The following is a 14,655-nucleotide window of genomic DNA, read 5'->3' on the forward strand; positions in this document are numbered from 1 at the left end:
CAGGAGGAACCTGTGGTGCGCGGGATCAGACCCCCCGCGCGAATTCGGGATATGCCTCGACTCCGACCTCATCGAGATCGAGCCCGGCCAGTTCCACTTCTTCGGTGGGACGCAGGCCGATGGTGAACTTCAGGATCGTCCAGACGATGGCAGAGGCGATCAGCACGAACACGCCGGTCGCGACCACGCCGGTCGCCTGGGCGACGATCGGCACGCCGGGGTTGGTGATCGACACCGCGAGCGTTCCCCAGATGCCCGAGAACAGATGGACCGGGATCGCACCGACGACATCGTCGATCCGCAGCTTGTCGAGCATCGGCACCGCCAGCACGACGATCACGCCGCCGACCGCGCCGATCAGGATCGCCGCACCCGCGCTGGGTGTCAGCGGCTCGGCGGTGATCGACACGAGGCCGGCCAGCGCGCCGTTCAGCACCATCGTGACGTCGACCTTCTTATAGAAGATCTGGGTGAGGATCAGCGCCGCGACCACACCGCCGCATGCCGCCAGATTGGTGTTGACGAAGATCTTCGACACGTCGCTGACATCGCCCACCGTGCCCATCGCGAGCTGCGAAGCGCCGTTGAAGCCGAACCAGCCGAGCCACAGGATGAACGTGCCCAGCGTGGCAAGCGGGATGTTCGACCCCGGGAAGACGTTGATCCTGCCATCGACATAGCGCCCGAGCCGCGGGCCGAGGATGATCGCACCGGCAAGCGCCGCCCAGCCGCCGGTCGAGTGCACCAGCGTCGAGCCAGCGAAGTCGGAGAAGTCCATCGCGTCGAGCCAGCCGGCGCCCCATTCCCAGCTCACCACCACCGGATAGATCACCGCGGTGAGAACGATGGTGAACAGCAGGAACGGCCACAGCTTGATCCGCTCGGCAAGCGTGCCCGAGACGATCGAGGCGGTCGTGGCGCAGAACACCATCTGGAAGAACCAGTCGGATGCCACCGAATAGCCGGTTTCGGTGTCGGCGGAACCGACCGCCTGCATCGGATAGAGGAATCCGGCGCTGCCGAAATAGCCGTTGAAATCGCCCGGATAGGCGATCTGATAGCCGACCACCCAGAACATGATGCCCGCGATCGAATAGAGCACGATGTTCTTGAGACACTGCATCGAGACGTTCTTGGAGCGGACCAGGCCGGCCTCGAGCATGGCGAAGCCCGCGGCCATCCACATCACGAGGAAGCCGCCGATCAGAAAGAGCAATGTGTTGAGGATATAGGCCGTGCCGGCGCTGACCGCTTCGGCCGCGGGCGCCGCTTCGGCGACTTCCTGCGCGAAGCCGGGCGCAGCAATCGCGGCCAGACCGATTCCGGCCGCGGTGAATAGAATTTTCCGCATGGATGTGGATCCCCCTTGAATGATCACAGCGCCGTCTCGCCGGTTTCCCCGGTGCGGATGCGCACGGCCTTGCCCACGTCGAGCACGAAGATCTTGCCGTCGCCGATCGCACCCGTGCTGGCGGCGGACTGGATCGCCTCCACCGCGCGATCACAAAGCCCTGCGTCGCAGGCGATCTCGAGCTTGATCTTGGGGACCATGTTGGTGCTGTATTCGGCGCCGCGGTAGATTTCCGTCTGGCCCTTCTGGCGTCCGAAGCCCTTGACCTCGGTAACGGTCATGCCGGCGACCCCGACTGCCGTCAGCGCCTCCCGAACATCGTCAAGCTTGAACGGCTTGATGATGGCGATGATGAGTTTCATTCCGCCCCCTTTCTCGTTTCCCGAGAGCAAGAGCAGCAAAGGGCGTGCCAGAGACAAAAACGCGCGTTTTCGCGGCTTCCGACGCAACGAAAGATTAGCGAAAGGTAAATTTTTGTGCAGTTGCGAAAGTGTGCCCAAAAATCAGGCAGCGGTGTCGACGATCCTCCGCGCCTCGGCAAGATCGTCGGCATCGACCATCACGCGCACCGGGATGAGAAAGGCACTGCCTTCCGCGATGCTCGATTCGGCATCGAAGGCGATGGCCGGGATCCCCTCGGATTCGAGGCGGCCGACGATGAGGTGCGCCTCGAAACGATTGTAGCGGCCGAGCTCGGCGAGCGCCATCAGCCGGCCGGCACTTGCGTCGGCACTCGGACCGGCAGCCCGTCGATGCTGCGATCGCGCGCCATGAACTTCGCCAGGCGCTCCTTCGCACTCAGCTTGGCATGCGCCTTCGACAGCGTTTCGCGCGGACGATCAAGCGTCATCAGCGGCACGCCCCAGCCGCAGCTCGTCTGTACCTGCTCGACAGCCATGTCGAAGATCTGGCGCGTTCCTTCGAGCATTGCGAAATGCGGTATCAGCGCGCCCCACTCGGCATCCTGCGGAAGCACCGGCCGCGCCCGGCCATAGAGACGCAGGATCAGCGCCGGCTGCTCGAAGGCACAGAACATGACGGTGATCCGGCCGTCGGCGATCAGATGGGCATTGGTCTCGTTCCCCGAGCCGCCGACGTCGAGCCAGGCGACTCGGTTCGTACCGAGCACCCGGAAGCTGTCCATTCCCTTGGGACTGAGATTGATCCGTGCCTCCGCCGCCGCGGTGGCGACGAAGAACACCGGCTGTTTGGCGACGAAGGCGATGTGCCGATCGTCCAGCGCATCGAAGAATTCGGCCATGCCCCCTCCGATTGAAGCGCATGAACCATGCGCATAGCCTGTGCGCATGAAGCATGACCTGATCGCATCCGGCAAGCGCAAGGCGGTCAATCTATCGCTGGACCCGGGCGTAGTCGAGGCAGCCACCGGCGTCTGAGCTTCTCCTTCTACCCCGGAACGCTTCCCGCTGCAAGGATTTGCGCGCTTTCGTGCCACGGTATCATTTTGTCTGACGTCCCAGCCCCAATGGGGGATGGAAGATGACCGCTTATACCATGGGCGAGGCCGCGGGCCTGGCGATCGAGCACGTCCCGACGCGCGGCATGACGGCGGGGATCGGCGCCGCGACAGCATCGAGGAAGGGACGTTTGAGGTGCGGTTTTTCGCCCCGCCGGAGAAGGGCGAGACCGACCGGATGCTGAAATGCGCGCGCGCCGCGCTCGATGCCGGGCGGCGGATAAAACGGGCGGCGCGGGCAGAGGAACGCCCCCTGCGCGCCGCCGAGCGGCCGATCGCCGCGCTCACCGCCGCCGCCATTTGCGTGTTCGAGGAATTGCTGACGCTTGCACGGCTCAATCGCGGGCGTGTTTATCCGAGCTATGACTATCTGGCATCGGCAACGGCGCTTGGTCGGGCGACGGTGGCGCGTGCCCTCGCCCAGCTCGAGGCGGCGGGGTTTCTGGTCCGCCAGCGGCGCTTTCGCCGAATTGCCGGGGCCGGGCCGGGGCCGCGCTACAAGCAGACGTCCAATGCCTATCGCGCGCTGCTGCCTGCATCGGTGCAGCGTTTCCTTCCGCGCTGGATGCGCCCCGCTCCCCTGCCCTGCGATGCGCAGCACGACATTGCCGAGGACGCGCGCGCCGTTGCGAGGATGCGGGCGGGGCTGAGCTGTCGCGAACTGGGGGAGACCGTCGCCGGCGGTGCATTGGGCAAGGCGCTGGCCAAATTGGGTGCGGCAATCGATCGACGTTCGTGCGAGTCTCAAAACGAGACAGAACCGCTCCTTCAGTCCTATGGATATGGTAAAGAATGACATTGCCCTGGTCGGGCAATGGCGTCGGGCCTGACGGCCACCCCCGGTCCCAATGCCGTCTCCCATCGCAACTGACTGCCCATATGGACAGAGGCGGAAGCGGCGGCGATGCCGCCGCAATGCTCCCCGACGGGAGCAAGTGGTTTCCGTCAGCGTCGTTCGCCGGTGCCGCGATCGCGGCAATGGTCCGAAGACTTGCGGCCATGCCAGATTTCCCTATATTCGGTCCGTAAATGGTCCAGGCAAGGAGCGGGATATGGGTTTTGGCGAACGCATCCGGCCGGTCAGCTATTTGAAGGCGCATGCCGCCGATGTGCTGCGCGACCTGGCCGATCATCGCGAACCGATGGTCATCACCCAAAACGGTACCGCGCGCGCCGTGTTGCAGGATGTCGCCAGCTATGAGGCGACGCAGGAAATGCTTGCGCTGCTCAAGCTGCTGGCACTGGGCAATGACGATATCGCGAAAGGCCGCGTTGCCCCGGCGGCCGAGACAATTGCGAAGCGGCGCGGCGCAACCCGTTTGTGACGCGCCGATATACGGTGCTGCTAACCATGGGCGTCGAACGCGATCTTGATGAAATACATCGCTGGATCCTGCGCGACAGCGGCGTTGCGGCCGGAGACGCCTTTCTCGACCGGATGCTGGCACGCGTCGAAACGCTCGGCCAATTTCCCGATCGCGGCGCGGTGCCGCCCGAACTAGCGGCGTTGGGAATCGCCGAATTCCGCCAGCTTTCCGATCCGCCCTGGCGAATCCTCTATCGCGTTGTCGACGATCGCGTGTTCGTGATGCTGATTGCGGATGCCCGCCGTGATTTTCGCGGCCTGCTCGAACGCCGATTGCTGGCGCGTTGAGGGATGCACGGCGCCGGGCTTGACCCGGTTGCCGGCCTTGCGCATTGGTTGACATGACGAAGTGCATTCTTGTCTATTATAGTACAAGCATACATGTCTACATATGGTTCGATACTGGGCGGAGAGGCGCAACATGGCCGTAATCGCAGTGATCAGCCAGAAGGGCGGCGCGGGAAAGACGACGCTGGCGCTGCATCTGGCCGCTGCCGCACAGGAAGCGGGCCAGACGGCATTGGTATTCGACACCGACCCCAGGCGACCGCCAGCCAATGGGCAAGCTGGCGCCAGGACGCGCCGCCCGAGGTGATTGACAGTCCACCGCCCAGGCTGGCCGCCAAGGTGGCGCAGGCTGTCGAGCAGGGCGCGGAGTTCATTGTCATCGATACGCCGCCCCATGCCGACAGCGCGGCGCGCGCCGCCGTGGAAGTCGCCGACCTGGTGCTCATCCCGTGCCGGCCGAGCGCATTTGATCTGGCCGCCATCCAGACGACCGCGAAGCTGGTCCAATTGCTGCGCAAGCCGGCTTATGTTGTGTTCACTGCCGGGTCGCCCAACGCGCCGCGCATCTATGAGGAGGCTGGCGAGCTGGTTGCCGGGTTCGGCACTCCCCCCTGCCCCGTCCAGATACCCGATCGCGCAGCCTATCGTCATGCCAGTGCCGAAGGACGATAGGTGCTGGAGATCGAGCCCCGGGGCAAGGCCGCCGAGGATACTAGACAGTTCTATGAGTTGACATGTAGACAAGTCGGCATGAAGACGCCGACGCGCAAGATGAAATCCGTATGAGCCGCAAGCCGAGTTTCGCCAACCTGCGCGATCGCGGGACTGCCAGCGATCCCGCGCCGCAATCGGTCGCTGCTGCCACCAACGCCGCGCCGGCGCCGACGGGCGGCACGATGCCGGTTGCGCCGAGCCGCCAGGGTCGCAAGCAGATCGCCGGCTTCTTCAGCCCGGAAATGTCGTTCGCGATGCACATGCTCGCGCGGCGCGAAGGCAAGAGCCTTCAGGCGTTGATGGCCGAGGCTTTCAACGACGTGCTGCGCAAATATGGCGAAAGCCCGATCAGCGACTAGCCGCGGTTGATCGGATATTCGCCTTGTCGGATTGCAGACATGTCGGCGAGGCGACATCAACATTCTGTATTCGGGCGATCCGTCATGTCCGTCGGCGCACGATAATATAGCCCGATCCGGCGCGGCGCGCTGCGCCGCCGGGCAAGCGCGTTGCGGACGAAGCGTTCGGCCTCGCCATGCTCGGAAAAGCCATGCTTTCGTTGCTGGCCGGGCCGTGACGGGCGACCCCAGCGGGTTACGATCGCGATCATTCCGAACAGGTCATGCTGCGCAGCAACCGACCATCCCGCCGGATCGTTCCGGCCGGATCCACCGCAACCAGCGCGATCGGCGTGAAGGGCAGGGGGGGTCATGCCTCGATCATAGGGGGCATCGCAGAATTTCTTTCTGCGCGTACGCTAAGCGTTCGGCGAAGCTGACCCCGATCGCAGGCGGTCGATGGTCTGCCGCTCGAACGCCTGAGGGTTCTGGGCAGCGATCCGTAGCATCTCTTCATCCAGCGCCAGTGCGACCTTGCCATCGGCGAGCATGAGGCCGGCGTCACACGCCGAGGCGAGCGTGCCAAGGTCGTGGAGGGCGGTGATGAGCGTCAGGCCGGCATAGACCATGTCGCGCAGAACCTCGCGCAGGTCGAAGATCGCGACGGGATCGAGCCAGTTGAATGGCTCGTCGAGGATCACGATCGGATGACCGCCCGCGAAAGCCGCGGCAATGGCGATCCGCTGTCGCATGCCCGCAGAGCAGTCGCCGATCCAGCGGTCCAGCAGCGGAGCCAGGCCCAGCGCTTCATACAGCTTTCCCAGGCGGGGGCGGACATCATCGATGCTCCCGCCGACAAGTTCGAGAACGTCGCGGCCACGCAAGGCATCCGGCAGCTTGTCCGCAGGAGGAGAGAAGCCGAAACGCAGCGCCCGAGCGGCACGATCGTCGACCAGCTCCTCGCCACCGATCCGGCATGATCCGCCGACGAAGGGCAGCCGGCCGGCAAGCGCTCTCAGCAGGCTGGTCTTGCCCGATCCGTTGGCGCCGATGAGGCCGAACCACGATCCGGGTGCTATGGTCAGATCGACGTCCTGCACGACGCGCTATCCGCTCCGCTCGACGATTGCGCCTGTCAGCTCGACGGGGAGGCTCATGCCAGCAGCCACGTCTTCGTCCGCCCGCGGCGTTGCAATTGCCAGAGCATGGCGAGCGCGAGGACGGGCAAGGCCACCGGCATCGAATAGGCGACCAGCATAAGCAATCCTGCGAGGATGGAGACGAGGAAATCGGCGAACCGCTTGGTATGCAACCGGTAGGCGAGGACGCGTAGCGTCAGGAGCAACAGCATTGCACCCCCTGTGGCGACCACGATGCCGCCCGCGATCGGTCCGAGCCAGGCCCAGCAGCCCGGCACCGTGATAGCCAGAAACGACGCCATTCCCTTGGCGTGGCGAACGATAATCCGCCGCGATCCATGTCCGGCGACCGTCATGAAGCGGACGATGGCGTCATCGATGCTGGTCAGCGTCAGGGTGAGCAGCACCGAGGCTATGCCGACCACCGCCATCAGCGCGTTCGTGCCCAGCGTGCGGGCCGGCAACAGCAGCAGGAGCAGGACCGTCGCAGCCGCTACCCCGGCGATCGGGCGATGCGACCATGCGCGGAGCGTCCGTCCCGGTCGCGCCATGCCGACGATCCGTTTCGGCATCCTGACACCACCCGTTAGTCCGGCGATCAACACGCCGGCGAGATAGGCGGGTACGCTGACGACCAGCAGCGAAGGGCGCACGACCAGAGTCGTCACGGCCAGCAGCGTCAATCCGACGCCATGCCATGCTGTCATGTAGCGTCGGCGTGTCTGCGGGTGCAGGGCGTCGGCCGCGAGCAACCCGTCGAACGCATGGAAAGCAAGACGCCCCTCGACAAGGCGTCCCGCCCCGGTGCCGATCAGCGTTCCCGCACCGAGCGCCGTCCACGCCGCAACCCTCCAGGGACGGTCGGCGAACCACGCATGGGCGACGGCCAATGCAGCAAGCAGCATGAGCGCGGCGATCGCGCGGTCGTGCCAGCCCGCGAACGTCGCGCGGATCGTATTCAAGGCGATCAGCCGATCCTGACGAACCAGGCGGTTCATTTCGCCTTGCGCCGGTCGAGCAGTCGCTACCCGTCATTGCGCGACTCACCCTTCGGCCCGACGAAGCGGTAGAGCGTCTGGCGGGTGATGCCGAGTTCGGCGCACAGCTCGGCGATCTTGGTTTCGGGCTTGCCCATCGCCGCCTGGGCGAGACGCAGCTTGGCCGGCGTCATCTTGAACGGGCGACCGCCGCTCCGCCCGCGAGCACGCGCCGAGGCAAGGCCGGCCTTGGTGCGCTCGACGATCAGCTCACGCTCGAACTCGGCGAGCCCTGCGAAGATCGCGAAGACAAGTCGGCCATTGGCGGTGGTGGTGTCGATCGATGCGCCCTCGCTGGCGAGCACCTTCAACCCGATGCCGCGCTTGGTCAGGTCGCCGACCAGATTGACGAGGTGGCGCAGGTCGCGCCCCAACCGGTCCAGCTTCCAAACCACCAGCGTATCGCCATGGCGCAGCGCCTTGATGCAGGCGTCCACCCCGGCCGATCGTCGCGCTTGCCCGATGCGGCGTCGGTATAGAGTTGATGCTCCAGATCGACGCCGGCTTTCGCCAGCGCGTCGCGCTGAAGGTCGATGACCTGGCTGCCGTCCGCCTCGACACCCGCGCATAGCCAATCAGCGCCGTCACTTTAACGTGCGTCTGTGTGACAGATGACGCCAGCGCCGCAAAGCGCGGCCTTCCTGTCACTTAACCAGTCACTCCGGCTATGTCGCGTCAACGTCATCACGGCATGATTGTGTGACAGCAGAAGAAGCAGGGTCAAGATGGTCGCGCACATCCTGTCGCCGGCGCAGCGCGCCGCATTGTTCGATCCGCCCTCGGACCCTGCCACGATCGAGCGGCTGTACACGCTTGGCCCCGACGATCTGGTCGAGGTGTTCCGACGAAGGCGTCCCGCCAGCCGCATCGGCTATGCGGTGCAACTCGGCTACCTCCGCCATCCCGGCCGTGCGATCGAACCCGGTGAGGTGCCACCTGCGGCGATGCTCACCGTGCTGGCTACCCAGATCGGCTGCACGCCCGACGCCTTCGCCGACTATGCCGCGCGTGACACGACGCTACGCGAGCGTCGTGCCGCGATCGAACGCAGGCTCGGCCTCCGCACCTTTGAGCGCGCCGACCGCGGCATGGTCTTCGCGACCGCCAGCGAGGTGGCCGCATCCACCGACCGCTGCGATGCCATCGTCCCGGCCATGGTCGAGCGGTTGCGCGGGGCGGGTGTCGTGCTGCCGCTGCCCGCGGCCCTCGAACGGATCGCGCTGGTCGCCCGCGCGGAAGCGAGGCGGCAGGCGTTCGCCCGTCTCGGCCGCGACCTGACGCCGGACCAGGTGGAGCGGCTCGATGCACTGCTACGGATCGGGGGAACCCCCACCCGTTCACCGCTGGCGTGGATACGCGACTGGCCGGAAGCGCCCGGTGCCGGCAACCTCAGGGCGATCGTTGAACGGCTCGATCATGTCCGTGGCCTCGGCATCGAGGCGGAACGGGCGCGGCGCATCCATGCCAGTCGCTATGCGGTGATCGCGCGCAGGCCGCGATTATGACCGCCCAACACCTGAGCCGGCTCGAAGACCGGCGTCGCCTCGCCACGCTGGTCGCCTTCGCGATCGAGATGGAGGTGGCGCTGACCGACGCCGCCATCCTGATGGTCGAGAAGCTGGTGGGCGCGATGTTCCGACGCGCCGATCGCACCCGGTCGGAGCGGCTGATCGAACAGGCCCGACTGTTCCGCGACACCGCCCGCCTGCATATTCGCCTCGGGCGGACGCTGCTCGACGCACGCAGCACCGGGAGGAACGTGCTGGCGCTCGTCGACGAGCGGATCGGATGGCCGGCGCTCGAACAGAGCATGCGCGCTGCCGAGGAACTGACCCGTCCGGGCGAAGATGGCCTCGACGAGGTGGTGGAACGCTATCCGGCGGTTCGCCGCTTCCTGCCGACCTTCCTCGTCTCGTTCCGCTTCCGGACGGCCCGCCCCGGTGATCCGCTGCTCGGCGCGGTCGAACTGCTCCGCACCTTCTACGCGGACGGCCGGACGATCCTGCCGCGCAAGGCACCCGTGTCATTCCTCAAGCCCGAGTGGCACCGCATCGTCATACCGACCGATGGCGCGTTCAACCGGCGCGCCTGGGAGATCGCGGTGCTGGTCCATCTGCGCGACCGGCTCGCCTCGGGCGCGATCTGGGTGGACGGCAGCCGCGCCTATCGCACGCTCGACGATTATCTTCTGCCGACTCCAGCCTTCGCGACCATGCGCGCCGAAGGGCAGCTCGGCCTCGCTGTGAGCGGCAGTGCGGCCGACTGGATCGCCGTGCACCGCGGCCGGCTGCGCCGCGGATGGACGAAGTCGAGGCCGCCGCGGCCCAGGGAACACTGCCCGATGCCGCGATCGAGAACGGCCGCCTGACCATCTCGCCGCTGCGGCGCTCAACACCCGACGAGGCGGAGGAACTGAAGGCCCGCCTCTATGGCCTGCTGCCGCGTATCCGCATCACCGATCTGCTCGCCGAAGTCGCGGCCTGGACCGGCTTCGCCGATCGCTTCGTCCATGCCCGCACCGGCATGGCGGCGAGCGACCAGTCCGCCCTGATGGGCGCGATCCTCGCCGACGGCACCAATCGGTCTGGCTCGTATGGCGGAAAGCTCGCGTGGGCTGACCCCTGCCCGACTGCTGTGGACCGCCGAATGGCATATCCGGGACGAAACCTATGCCAGCGCACTCGCCGCGATCGTCGATCATCACCATGCCCATCCGCACAGTCGGCTGTGGGGACCGGGCGACACCTCCTCGTCGGACGGGCAATTCTTTCGTGCGGGCGGACGTGGCGAGGCGCGCGCCGATCACAACGCCCGCTACGGAAGCGAGCCGGGCGTGCTGTTCTACACCCATGTCTCCGACCGTTTCGCGCCGTTCCACAGCAAGGTCATCGCCGCCAATGCCGGCGAGGCGCCGCACGTCATCGACGGCCTGCCCGACCATGAGAGCGGCATCGCGATCCGCGAACATGCGACCGATACCGCCGGCGCCGTCGATCATGTCTTCGGCCTGTGCCACCTGCTCGGCTTCCGCTTCGCACTGCGCATTCGCGACCTCGGCGAACGCCGTCTCTACGCCATGAGCGACCTGGCACCCTGGCCGACGCTACGACCGCTCGTAGCCGGCCCAGTCAATCTCCGCGCTATCGAGGAGGATTGGGACGAGACGCTGCGCCTCGCCGCGCCGATCCGGGCCGGTACCGTCCGCGCATCGATGATGCTGCGCAAGCTCGCCGGCTATCCACGCCAGAACCCCGTCGCTCGCGCCCTGCGCGAGATCGGGCGGGTGGAACGCACTCTGTTTATGCTCGACTGGCTCGACGATGCCGATCTGCGTCGCCGCACCAACGCCAACCTCAACAAGGGCGAGGCCCGCAATGCGCTCGCCCGCACCGTGTTCGTCAACCGGCTCGGGCGAGCTGCGCGACCGCACCTTCGAGAATCAGCGGCACCGCGCCTCCGGCCTCAACCTGATCGTCTCGGCCGTCATCCTGTGGAATACCGTCTATCTCGATCGCGCCGCCCGTCACCTGCGTGACCGTGGCATCGACGTGCCCGAGACCCTGCTCGCCCATGTCGCCCCGCTGGGCTGGGAGCATATCAGCCTCACCGGCGACTATCTGTGGAGCGAGATCGACAAGCCCCGCGAACGGTTCAGGCCGCTGCGGACAACGGGATCAGCGGCCCGCCCTTAGCGTACGTTCGGAAAGACATTCTGCGACGACCCCATCATAGCGGGCGGGCGCGGCGGCGGTGACGGAATACTGAATAAATCGGACCGCCATGACCAGTGTAGCGATGACTGTGCACATGTCGACAGGACGACATGTAGGGTTGTATAGCCGTTTTGGCCGGGGCCAGCGACCGACCCGCTGGAAGCGAAGCATCGGGACCGCCCCCCTGGATGCCGTAAACCGGAAAGCCGATTTCAAGGCGCACGTCACGATCGATCCTGTACGATAGGGGATCATGTATCGGACAGCGCCCGCGTACAACCGCATATCACCCGTTTGCGGCCGTCCGCTCGTCTCATTTAACCGGTACGATTTGCTTTGCAGTGACGGGGCGTTGAACGTTACATATCGGCGATGAGCGCGACGCTGATCGGCTATGCCCGTTGTTCGACCGATGGCCAGGACCTCGCTGCCCAACGCGCGGCGCTCGCCGCGCTGGGGGTGGGCGATGATCGCATTTATACCGATCATGGCTTTACCGGTACCAACCGTTCACGGCCGGGGCTCGATCAGGCGCTGGCCGCGGTGCGGGCAGGGGATACGCTGGTCGTTGCCAAGCTCGACCGGCTCGCCCGCTCAGTCCCCGATGCGCGCGCGATCGGCGAATTGCTGCAGGGCAGGGGAGTGCGGCTCCAGATCGGCGGCAGCGTACACGACCCCGCCGATCCGATGGGGCGGCTCTTTTTCAATATTCTCGCGACATTCGCCGAGTTCGAGGCGGACCTGATCCGCATGCGCACGCGTGAGGGTATGGCGGTCGCGCGCGCCCGGGGCAAGCTGCGCGGCAAGAAGCCCAAGCTCAGCGACCGGCAACAGGCCGAGCTGCGCCGCATGCATGCCACAGGCGAATATTCTATCAGCGACCTTGCCGAGCTGTTTGCCGTATCGCGGCCGACCATCTATCGCGTGCTGAAACGCACTTCGTGACCTTGCTGGCAAGGGACGGTGCGTCGAAAATCTGCGGAATTCGGGGTACCAATGCCAGACACATTCAAGCGCGCTTCCCGTGGCCGACGGGGTCCGGCGCAATCTGCAAGTTTCACTTCGGCATTTCGGGGAAAACCCGGTGAACTGATTCCATTCTATGTGGTAATCGGTCTGCTGCTGTGCAGCATGTTCTTCGGCGGATCCAACCAAGTGCAGACGGTGCATCTTCTGGTGCTGCGCCCCGTTTCGGTAATTGCGATTGCCGTTATACTTGTTCGACCGGGATTTCCCGAAATGGTGCGCTATCGGATTCCGGTGGCATTGCTGCTTGCATTTGCCTGTCTGATGCTGATGCAACTGATCCCATTGCCGCCATCGCTTTGGATGCACTTTCCCGGGCGTGCCATTTTCGCTAGTGCAGCGCAGATCGCCCAGACGGAACAACCATGGCGACCGCTTTCGCTTGTTCCCGATCGCACGCTTAACAGCTTTTTTGCCCTCATTCCGCCAGTGACCGTCCTGCTGGCAGGCGCCGCCATGCGCCGCGACCAGCGCCTTGCATTGATTCCAATCACCCTGCTTGTCGTTGTAGCCAGCGCGGTGCTTGGTATCCTCCAGTCTGCCGGCGGCGATGTCAGCCCCTTTTATCTCTTCCATATCCATTCACAGGATGTCCCGGTCGGCTTCTTTTCGAACCGGAACCATCAGGCAACATTGTTGGCGCTGGCGCTGCCATTGCTGGTGGTGTTCCTGAGCATGTCATCGCGAAATGTTCATGCGGAACGCTCGCGCGCTGCCATGGCATTGGTGGCGGCGCTGCTCATCCTGCCATCAATCCTGGCGACTGGTTCGCGCACCGGAATGGTGATGGGGGCGGTGATGCTGCTCCTCGCGGCGGTCCTCTTCTTCACTTCGCGCGAGCCCCGCCCGATGGGTCCTCAGTGCTTGCCTGCCTGGGTGGGCTGGGGTGCGCTCCTGGCGCTGCTAACAATTGCTGCGGCGACGCTCTATTTCGGTCGCGCCGTGTCCGTCGATCGGATCATGGCATTCGATGCGGATGCCGAACAGCGACTGCGTTCGCTGCCGGTGGTACTCGACATGATACGTCATTATTTCCCTGCCGGGACCGGATATGGCGCGTTTGACGCGGCCTATCGCATTGCCGAACCGGATGCCCTGCTGCATCCCACCTATTTCAATCACGCGCATAATGACTTGCTCGAACTGATACTGGAAGGCGGGATCATAGCGGCGATACTGTTGGTCGCGTTTCTCATGTGGTGGATCGTCACGACGATCAAGGTCGCCCGCGGGCCGTATCCGTTCGGCGCACGGGCGCTTGCCGGACTGGCTGGATCTGCTGGCATCGGCGTGCTGCTGGCGTCGAGCTTGGTGGATTATCCGCTACGTACCACGTTGCTCGCGGTTGTCCTCGCCACATGCTGCCTGTGGCTTGGTGATGCGGCGGCCGAACAGGGCTGGGCAGGGAGGCAGAAGCGCCAGCGGAAATAATTGCATCCTTACTGCGGATGGGCTAGGCAACCCCGGCGAAATCCAGGGTTCCCGACCACGATGAAGTTTGCGACAACAATAGCCGTGATGCTAGTGATGCTCTCGGGCTGTTCTTCTTATAAGCTGATCGGCCGCGAAGACTTGCAAGTGGTTTCTGGTGGAGAATTACCTGCGCCTACGCGTCAGGATCTCATCCTTGAACAGCGATCATACGTAATTGGTCCGTTCGACAAGGTGACGGTCGACGTATATGGTGTTCCCGAACTCAAGCAGACTGTGACTGTGGACGCGAGCGGGGTGATATCGCTTCCGCTCGCCGGAACGGTCGTTGCGGCGGGAAAGACGCCGTCGGAACTTGCCGACGCCATCGCTGACCAACTTCGCGGGCGCCATCTGCGCGACCCGCAGGTGATCGTAAATACCGATACGGTCAATCAGATGATCACCGTGGACGGCGAAGTCCAGCAGCCCGGTCTTTATCCGGTGACGGGCCGCATGACGTTGCTGCGGACGATCGCCACCGCGCGCGGTCTGTCGCAATTCGCCAACAGCAGCTATGTCGTGGTGTTCCGTCACGTCGCTGATCAGGATATGGCGGCGCTGTATGATCTGCGCGCGATCCGGCAAGGTATCTATCCCGATCCTGAGGTATATGCGAACGATGTCGTTGTGGTTGGGGAGTCCGCAGGGCGTCGCGTCTTCTCCAATGTCATCTCCGGCTCCGCCCTTCTATCTGCTCCGCTGATTGCTCTTTTGCAGTAGCGTGCGAACGAGA

At 64.9% G+C, this 14,655-nt stretch carries 14 protein-coding genes and 4 pseudogenes; 10 read left to right on the plus strand and 8 right to left on the minus strand.

The genetic code is table 11. The features are described from left to right. Nucleotides 1–25 precede the first annotated feature (25 nt). The 4 genes from H7V21_RS08910 to H7V21_RS08925 all read right to left on the minus strand — a co-directional run bounded on the left by H7V21_RS08910 (nt 26) and on the right by H7V21_RS08925 (nt 2,612). Entirely contained in the window at nt 26–1,351 is a 1,326-nt protein-coding gene (locus H7V21_RS08910; protein ID WP_188053169.1) for an ammonium transporter, read from the minus strand. Nucleotides 1,352–1,374: 23 nt separating this feature from the next. Then, nucleotides 1,375–1,713, minus strand: a complete 339-nt coding sequence (locus H7V21_RS08915) for a P-II family nitrogen regulator (protein WP_188053170.1) — start codon at nt 1,711–1,713, stop codon at nt 1,375–1,377. A gap of 141 nt (nt 1,714–1,854) precedes the next feature. Beyond that, nucleotides 1,855–2,058: a DUF2007 domain-containing protein gene (locus H7V21_RS08920; RefSeq protein WP_188053172.1), complete on the minus strand. Its 204-nt coding sequence runs from the start codon at nt 2,056–2,058 to the stop codon at nt 1,855–1,857. Then, nucleotides 2,058–2,612 (minus strand): pyridoxamine 5'-phosphate oxidase family protein, encoded by a 555-nt coding sequence (locus H7V21_RS08925; protein ID WP_188053174.1) that lies wholly within the window; start codon nt 2,610–2,612, stop codon nt 2,058–2,060. The genes H7V21_RS08920 and H7V21_RS08925 overlap by 1 nt, the downstream gene beginning before the upstream one ends. Nucleotides 2,613–2,964: 352 nt before the next feature. Here H7V21_RS08925 and H7V21_RS08935 point away from each other — a divergent pair, with 352 nt between their 5' ends. The 5 genes and pseudogenes from H7V21_RS08935 (at nt 2,965) to H7V21_RS08955 (ending at nt 5,555) form a co-directional block, all read left to right on the plus strand. Then, a complete protein-coding gene (locus tag H7V21_RS08935) occupies nt 2,965–3,624 on the plus strand; it encodes a helix-turn-helix domain-containing protein (RefSeq protein WP_262503789.1) in 660 nt (219 codons plus the stop codon). Between the two features lie 256 nt (nt 3,625–3,880). Next, on the plus strand, nt 3,881–4,153 hold the full coding sequence (locus H7V21_RS08940) for a type II toxin-antitoxin system Phd/YefM family antitoxin (RefSeq protein WP_188056448.1): 273 nt from the start codon (nt 3,881–3,883) through the stop codon (nt 4,151–4,153). Between the two features lie 14 nt (nt 4,154–4,167). Beyond that, complete coding sequence (locus tag H7V21_RS08945) at nt 4,168–4,482, plus strand: type II toxin-antitoxin system RelE/ParE family toxin (protein ID WP_262503790.1); 315 nt, start codon at nt 4,168–4,170, stop codon at nt 4,480–4,482. A 133-nt stretch (nt 4,483–4,615) separates the two neighbouring features. After that, nucleotides 4,616–5,268 (plus strand): annotated as a pseudogene (gene parA / locus H7V21_RS08950) (ParA family partition ATPase). Further along, a complete protein-coding gene (locus tag H7V21_RS08955; protein ID WP_188053179.1) occupies nt 5,265–5,555 on the plus strand; it encodes a ribbon-helix-helix domain-containing protein in 291 nt (96 codons plus the stop codon). The pseudogene parA and the gene H7V21_RS08955 overlap by 4 nt, the downstream one beginning before the upstream one ends. A gap of 56 nt (nt 5,556–5,611) precedes the next feature. On the opposite strand, the gene H7V21_RS08960 is transcribed toward H7V21_RS08955, so the two are convergent. The 4 genes and pseudogenes from H7V21_RS08960 to H7V21_RS08975 form a co-directional block, all read right to left on the minus strand. Further along, nucleotides 5,612–5,908, minus strand: a complete 297-nt coding sequence (locus tag H7V21_RS08960) for a WGR domain-containing protein (RefSeq protein ID WP_188053181.1) — start codon at nt 5,906–5,908, stop codon at nt 5,612–5,614. Nucleotides 5,909–5,953: 45 nt separating this feature from the next. Next, a complete protein-coding gene (locus H7V21_RS08965) occupies nt 5,954–6,634 on the minus strand; it encodes an ATP-binding cassette domain-containing protein (RefSeq protein WP_262503791.1) in 681 nt (226 codons plus the stop codon). 53 nt (nt 6,635–6,687) lie between these two features. Beyond that, nucleotides 6,688–7,671, minus strand: coding sequence for a hypothetical protein (locus H7V21_RS08970; RefSeq protein ID WP_188053183.1), 984 nt, complete (start codon nt 7,669–7,671; stop codon nt 6,688–6,690). Nucleotides 7,672–7,697: 26 nt separating this feature from the next. Continuing rightward, nucleotides 7,698–8,298, minus strand: a pseudogene (locus H7V21_RS08975) (recombinase family protein). A 137-nt stretch (nt 8,299–8,435) separates the two neighbouring features. Between H7V21_RS08975 and H7V21_RS16000 the strand changes: the two are divergent. The 5 genes and pseudogenes from H7V21_RS16000 to H7V21_RS08995 all read left to right on the plus strand — a co-directional run. After that, a pseudogene (locus H7V21_RS16000) lies at nt 8,436–8,870 on the plus strand (DUF4158 domain-containing protein); the annotation flags it as partial. A 180-nt stretch (nt 8,871–9,050) separates the two neighbouring features. Continuing rightward, nucleotides 9,051–11,402, plus strand: a pseudogene (locus H7V21_RS16005) (Tn3 family transposase); the annotation flags it as partial. A 393-nt stretch (nt 11,403–11,795) separates the two neighbouring features. After that, nucleotides 11,796–12,368: a recombinase family protein gene (locus tag H7V21_RS08985; protein WP_188053185.1), complete on the plus strand. Its 573-nt coding sequence runs from the start codon at nt 11,796–11,798 to the stop codon at nt 12,366–12,368. Nucleotides 12,369–12,419: 51 nt separating this feature from the next. Continuing rightward, nucleotides 12,420–13,880, plus strand: coding sequence for an O-antigen ligase family protein (locus H7V21_RS08990; RefSeq protein WP_188053187.1), 1,461 nt, complete (start codon nt 12,420–12,422; stop codon nt 13,878–13,880). An 87-nt stretch (nt 13,881–13,967) separates the two neighbouring features. Next, on the plus strand, nt 13,968–14,642 hold the full coding sequence (locus H7V21_RS08995) for a polysaccharide biosynthesis/export family protein (RefSeq protein ID WP_262504082.1): 675 nt from the start codon (nt 13,968–13,970) through the stop codon (nt 14,640–14,642). Nucleotides 14,643–14,655: the final 13 nt, after the last annotated feature.

This window comes from Sphingosinithalassobacter sp. CS137 (assembly GCF_014334115.1).
Lineage (GTDB): Bacteria > Pseudomonadota > Alphaproteobacteria > Sphingomonadales > Sphingomonadaceae > Sphingomonas.

Excerpts from the sequence above, each read along its gene's own strand:
- H7V21_RS08940 (WP_188056448.1), top strand. The coding sequence starts at position 3,881 with ATGGGTTTTGGCGAACGCATCCGGCCGGTCAGCTATTTGAAGGCGCAT.
- H7V21_RS08925 (WP_188053174.1), bottom strand. The coding sequence starts at position 2,612 with ATGGCCGAATTCTTCGATGCGCTGGACGATCGGCACATCGCCTTCGTC.
- H7V21_RS08910 (WP_188053169.1), bottom strand. The coding sequence starts at position 1,351 with ATGCGGAAAATTCTATTCACCGCGGCCGGAATCGGTCTGGCCGCGATT.
- H7V21_RS08985 (WP_188053185.1), top strand. The coding sequence starts at position 11,796 with ATGAGCGCGACGCTGATCGGCTATGCCCGTTGTTCGACCGATGGCCAG.
- H7V21_RS08970 (WP_188053183.1), bottom strand. The coding sequence starts at position 7,671 with ATGAACCGCCTGGTTCGTCAGGATCGGCTGATCGCCTTGAATACGATC.
- H7V21_RS08960 (WP_188053181.1), bottom strand. The coding sequence starts at position 5,908 with ATGACCCCCCCTGCCCTTCACGCCGATCGCGCTGGTTGCGGTGGATCC.
- H7V21_RS08915 (WP_188053170.1), bottom strand. The coding sequence starts at position 1,713 with ATGAAACTCATCATCGCCATCATCAAGCCGTTCAAGCTTGACGATGTT.
- H7V21_RS08920 (WP_188053172.1), bottom strand. The coding sequence starts at position 2,058 with ATGGCGCTCGCCGAGCTCGGCCGCTACAATCGTTTCGAGGCGCACCTC.
- H7V21_RS08995 (WP_262504082.1), top strand. The coding sequence starts at position 13,968 with ATGCTAGTGATGCTCTCGGGCTGTTCTTCTTATAAGCTGATCGGCCGC.
- H7V21_RS08990 (WP_188053187.1), top strand. The coding sequence starts at position 12,420 with ATGCCAGACACATTCAAGCGCGCTTCCCGTGGCCGACGGGGTCCGGCG.
- H7V21_RS08955 (WP_188053179.1), top strand. The coding sequence starts at position 5,265 with ATGAGCCGCAAGCCGAGTTTCGCCAACCTGCGCGATCGCGGGACTGCC.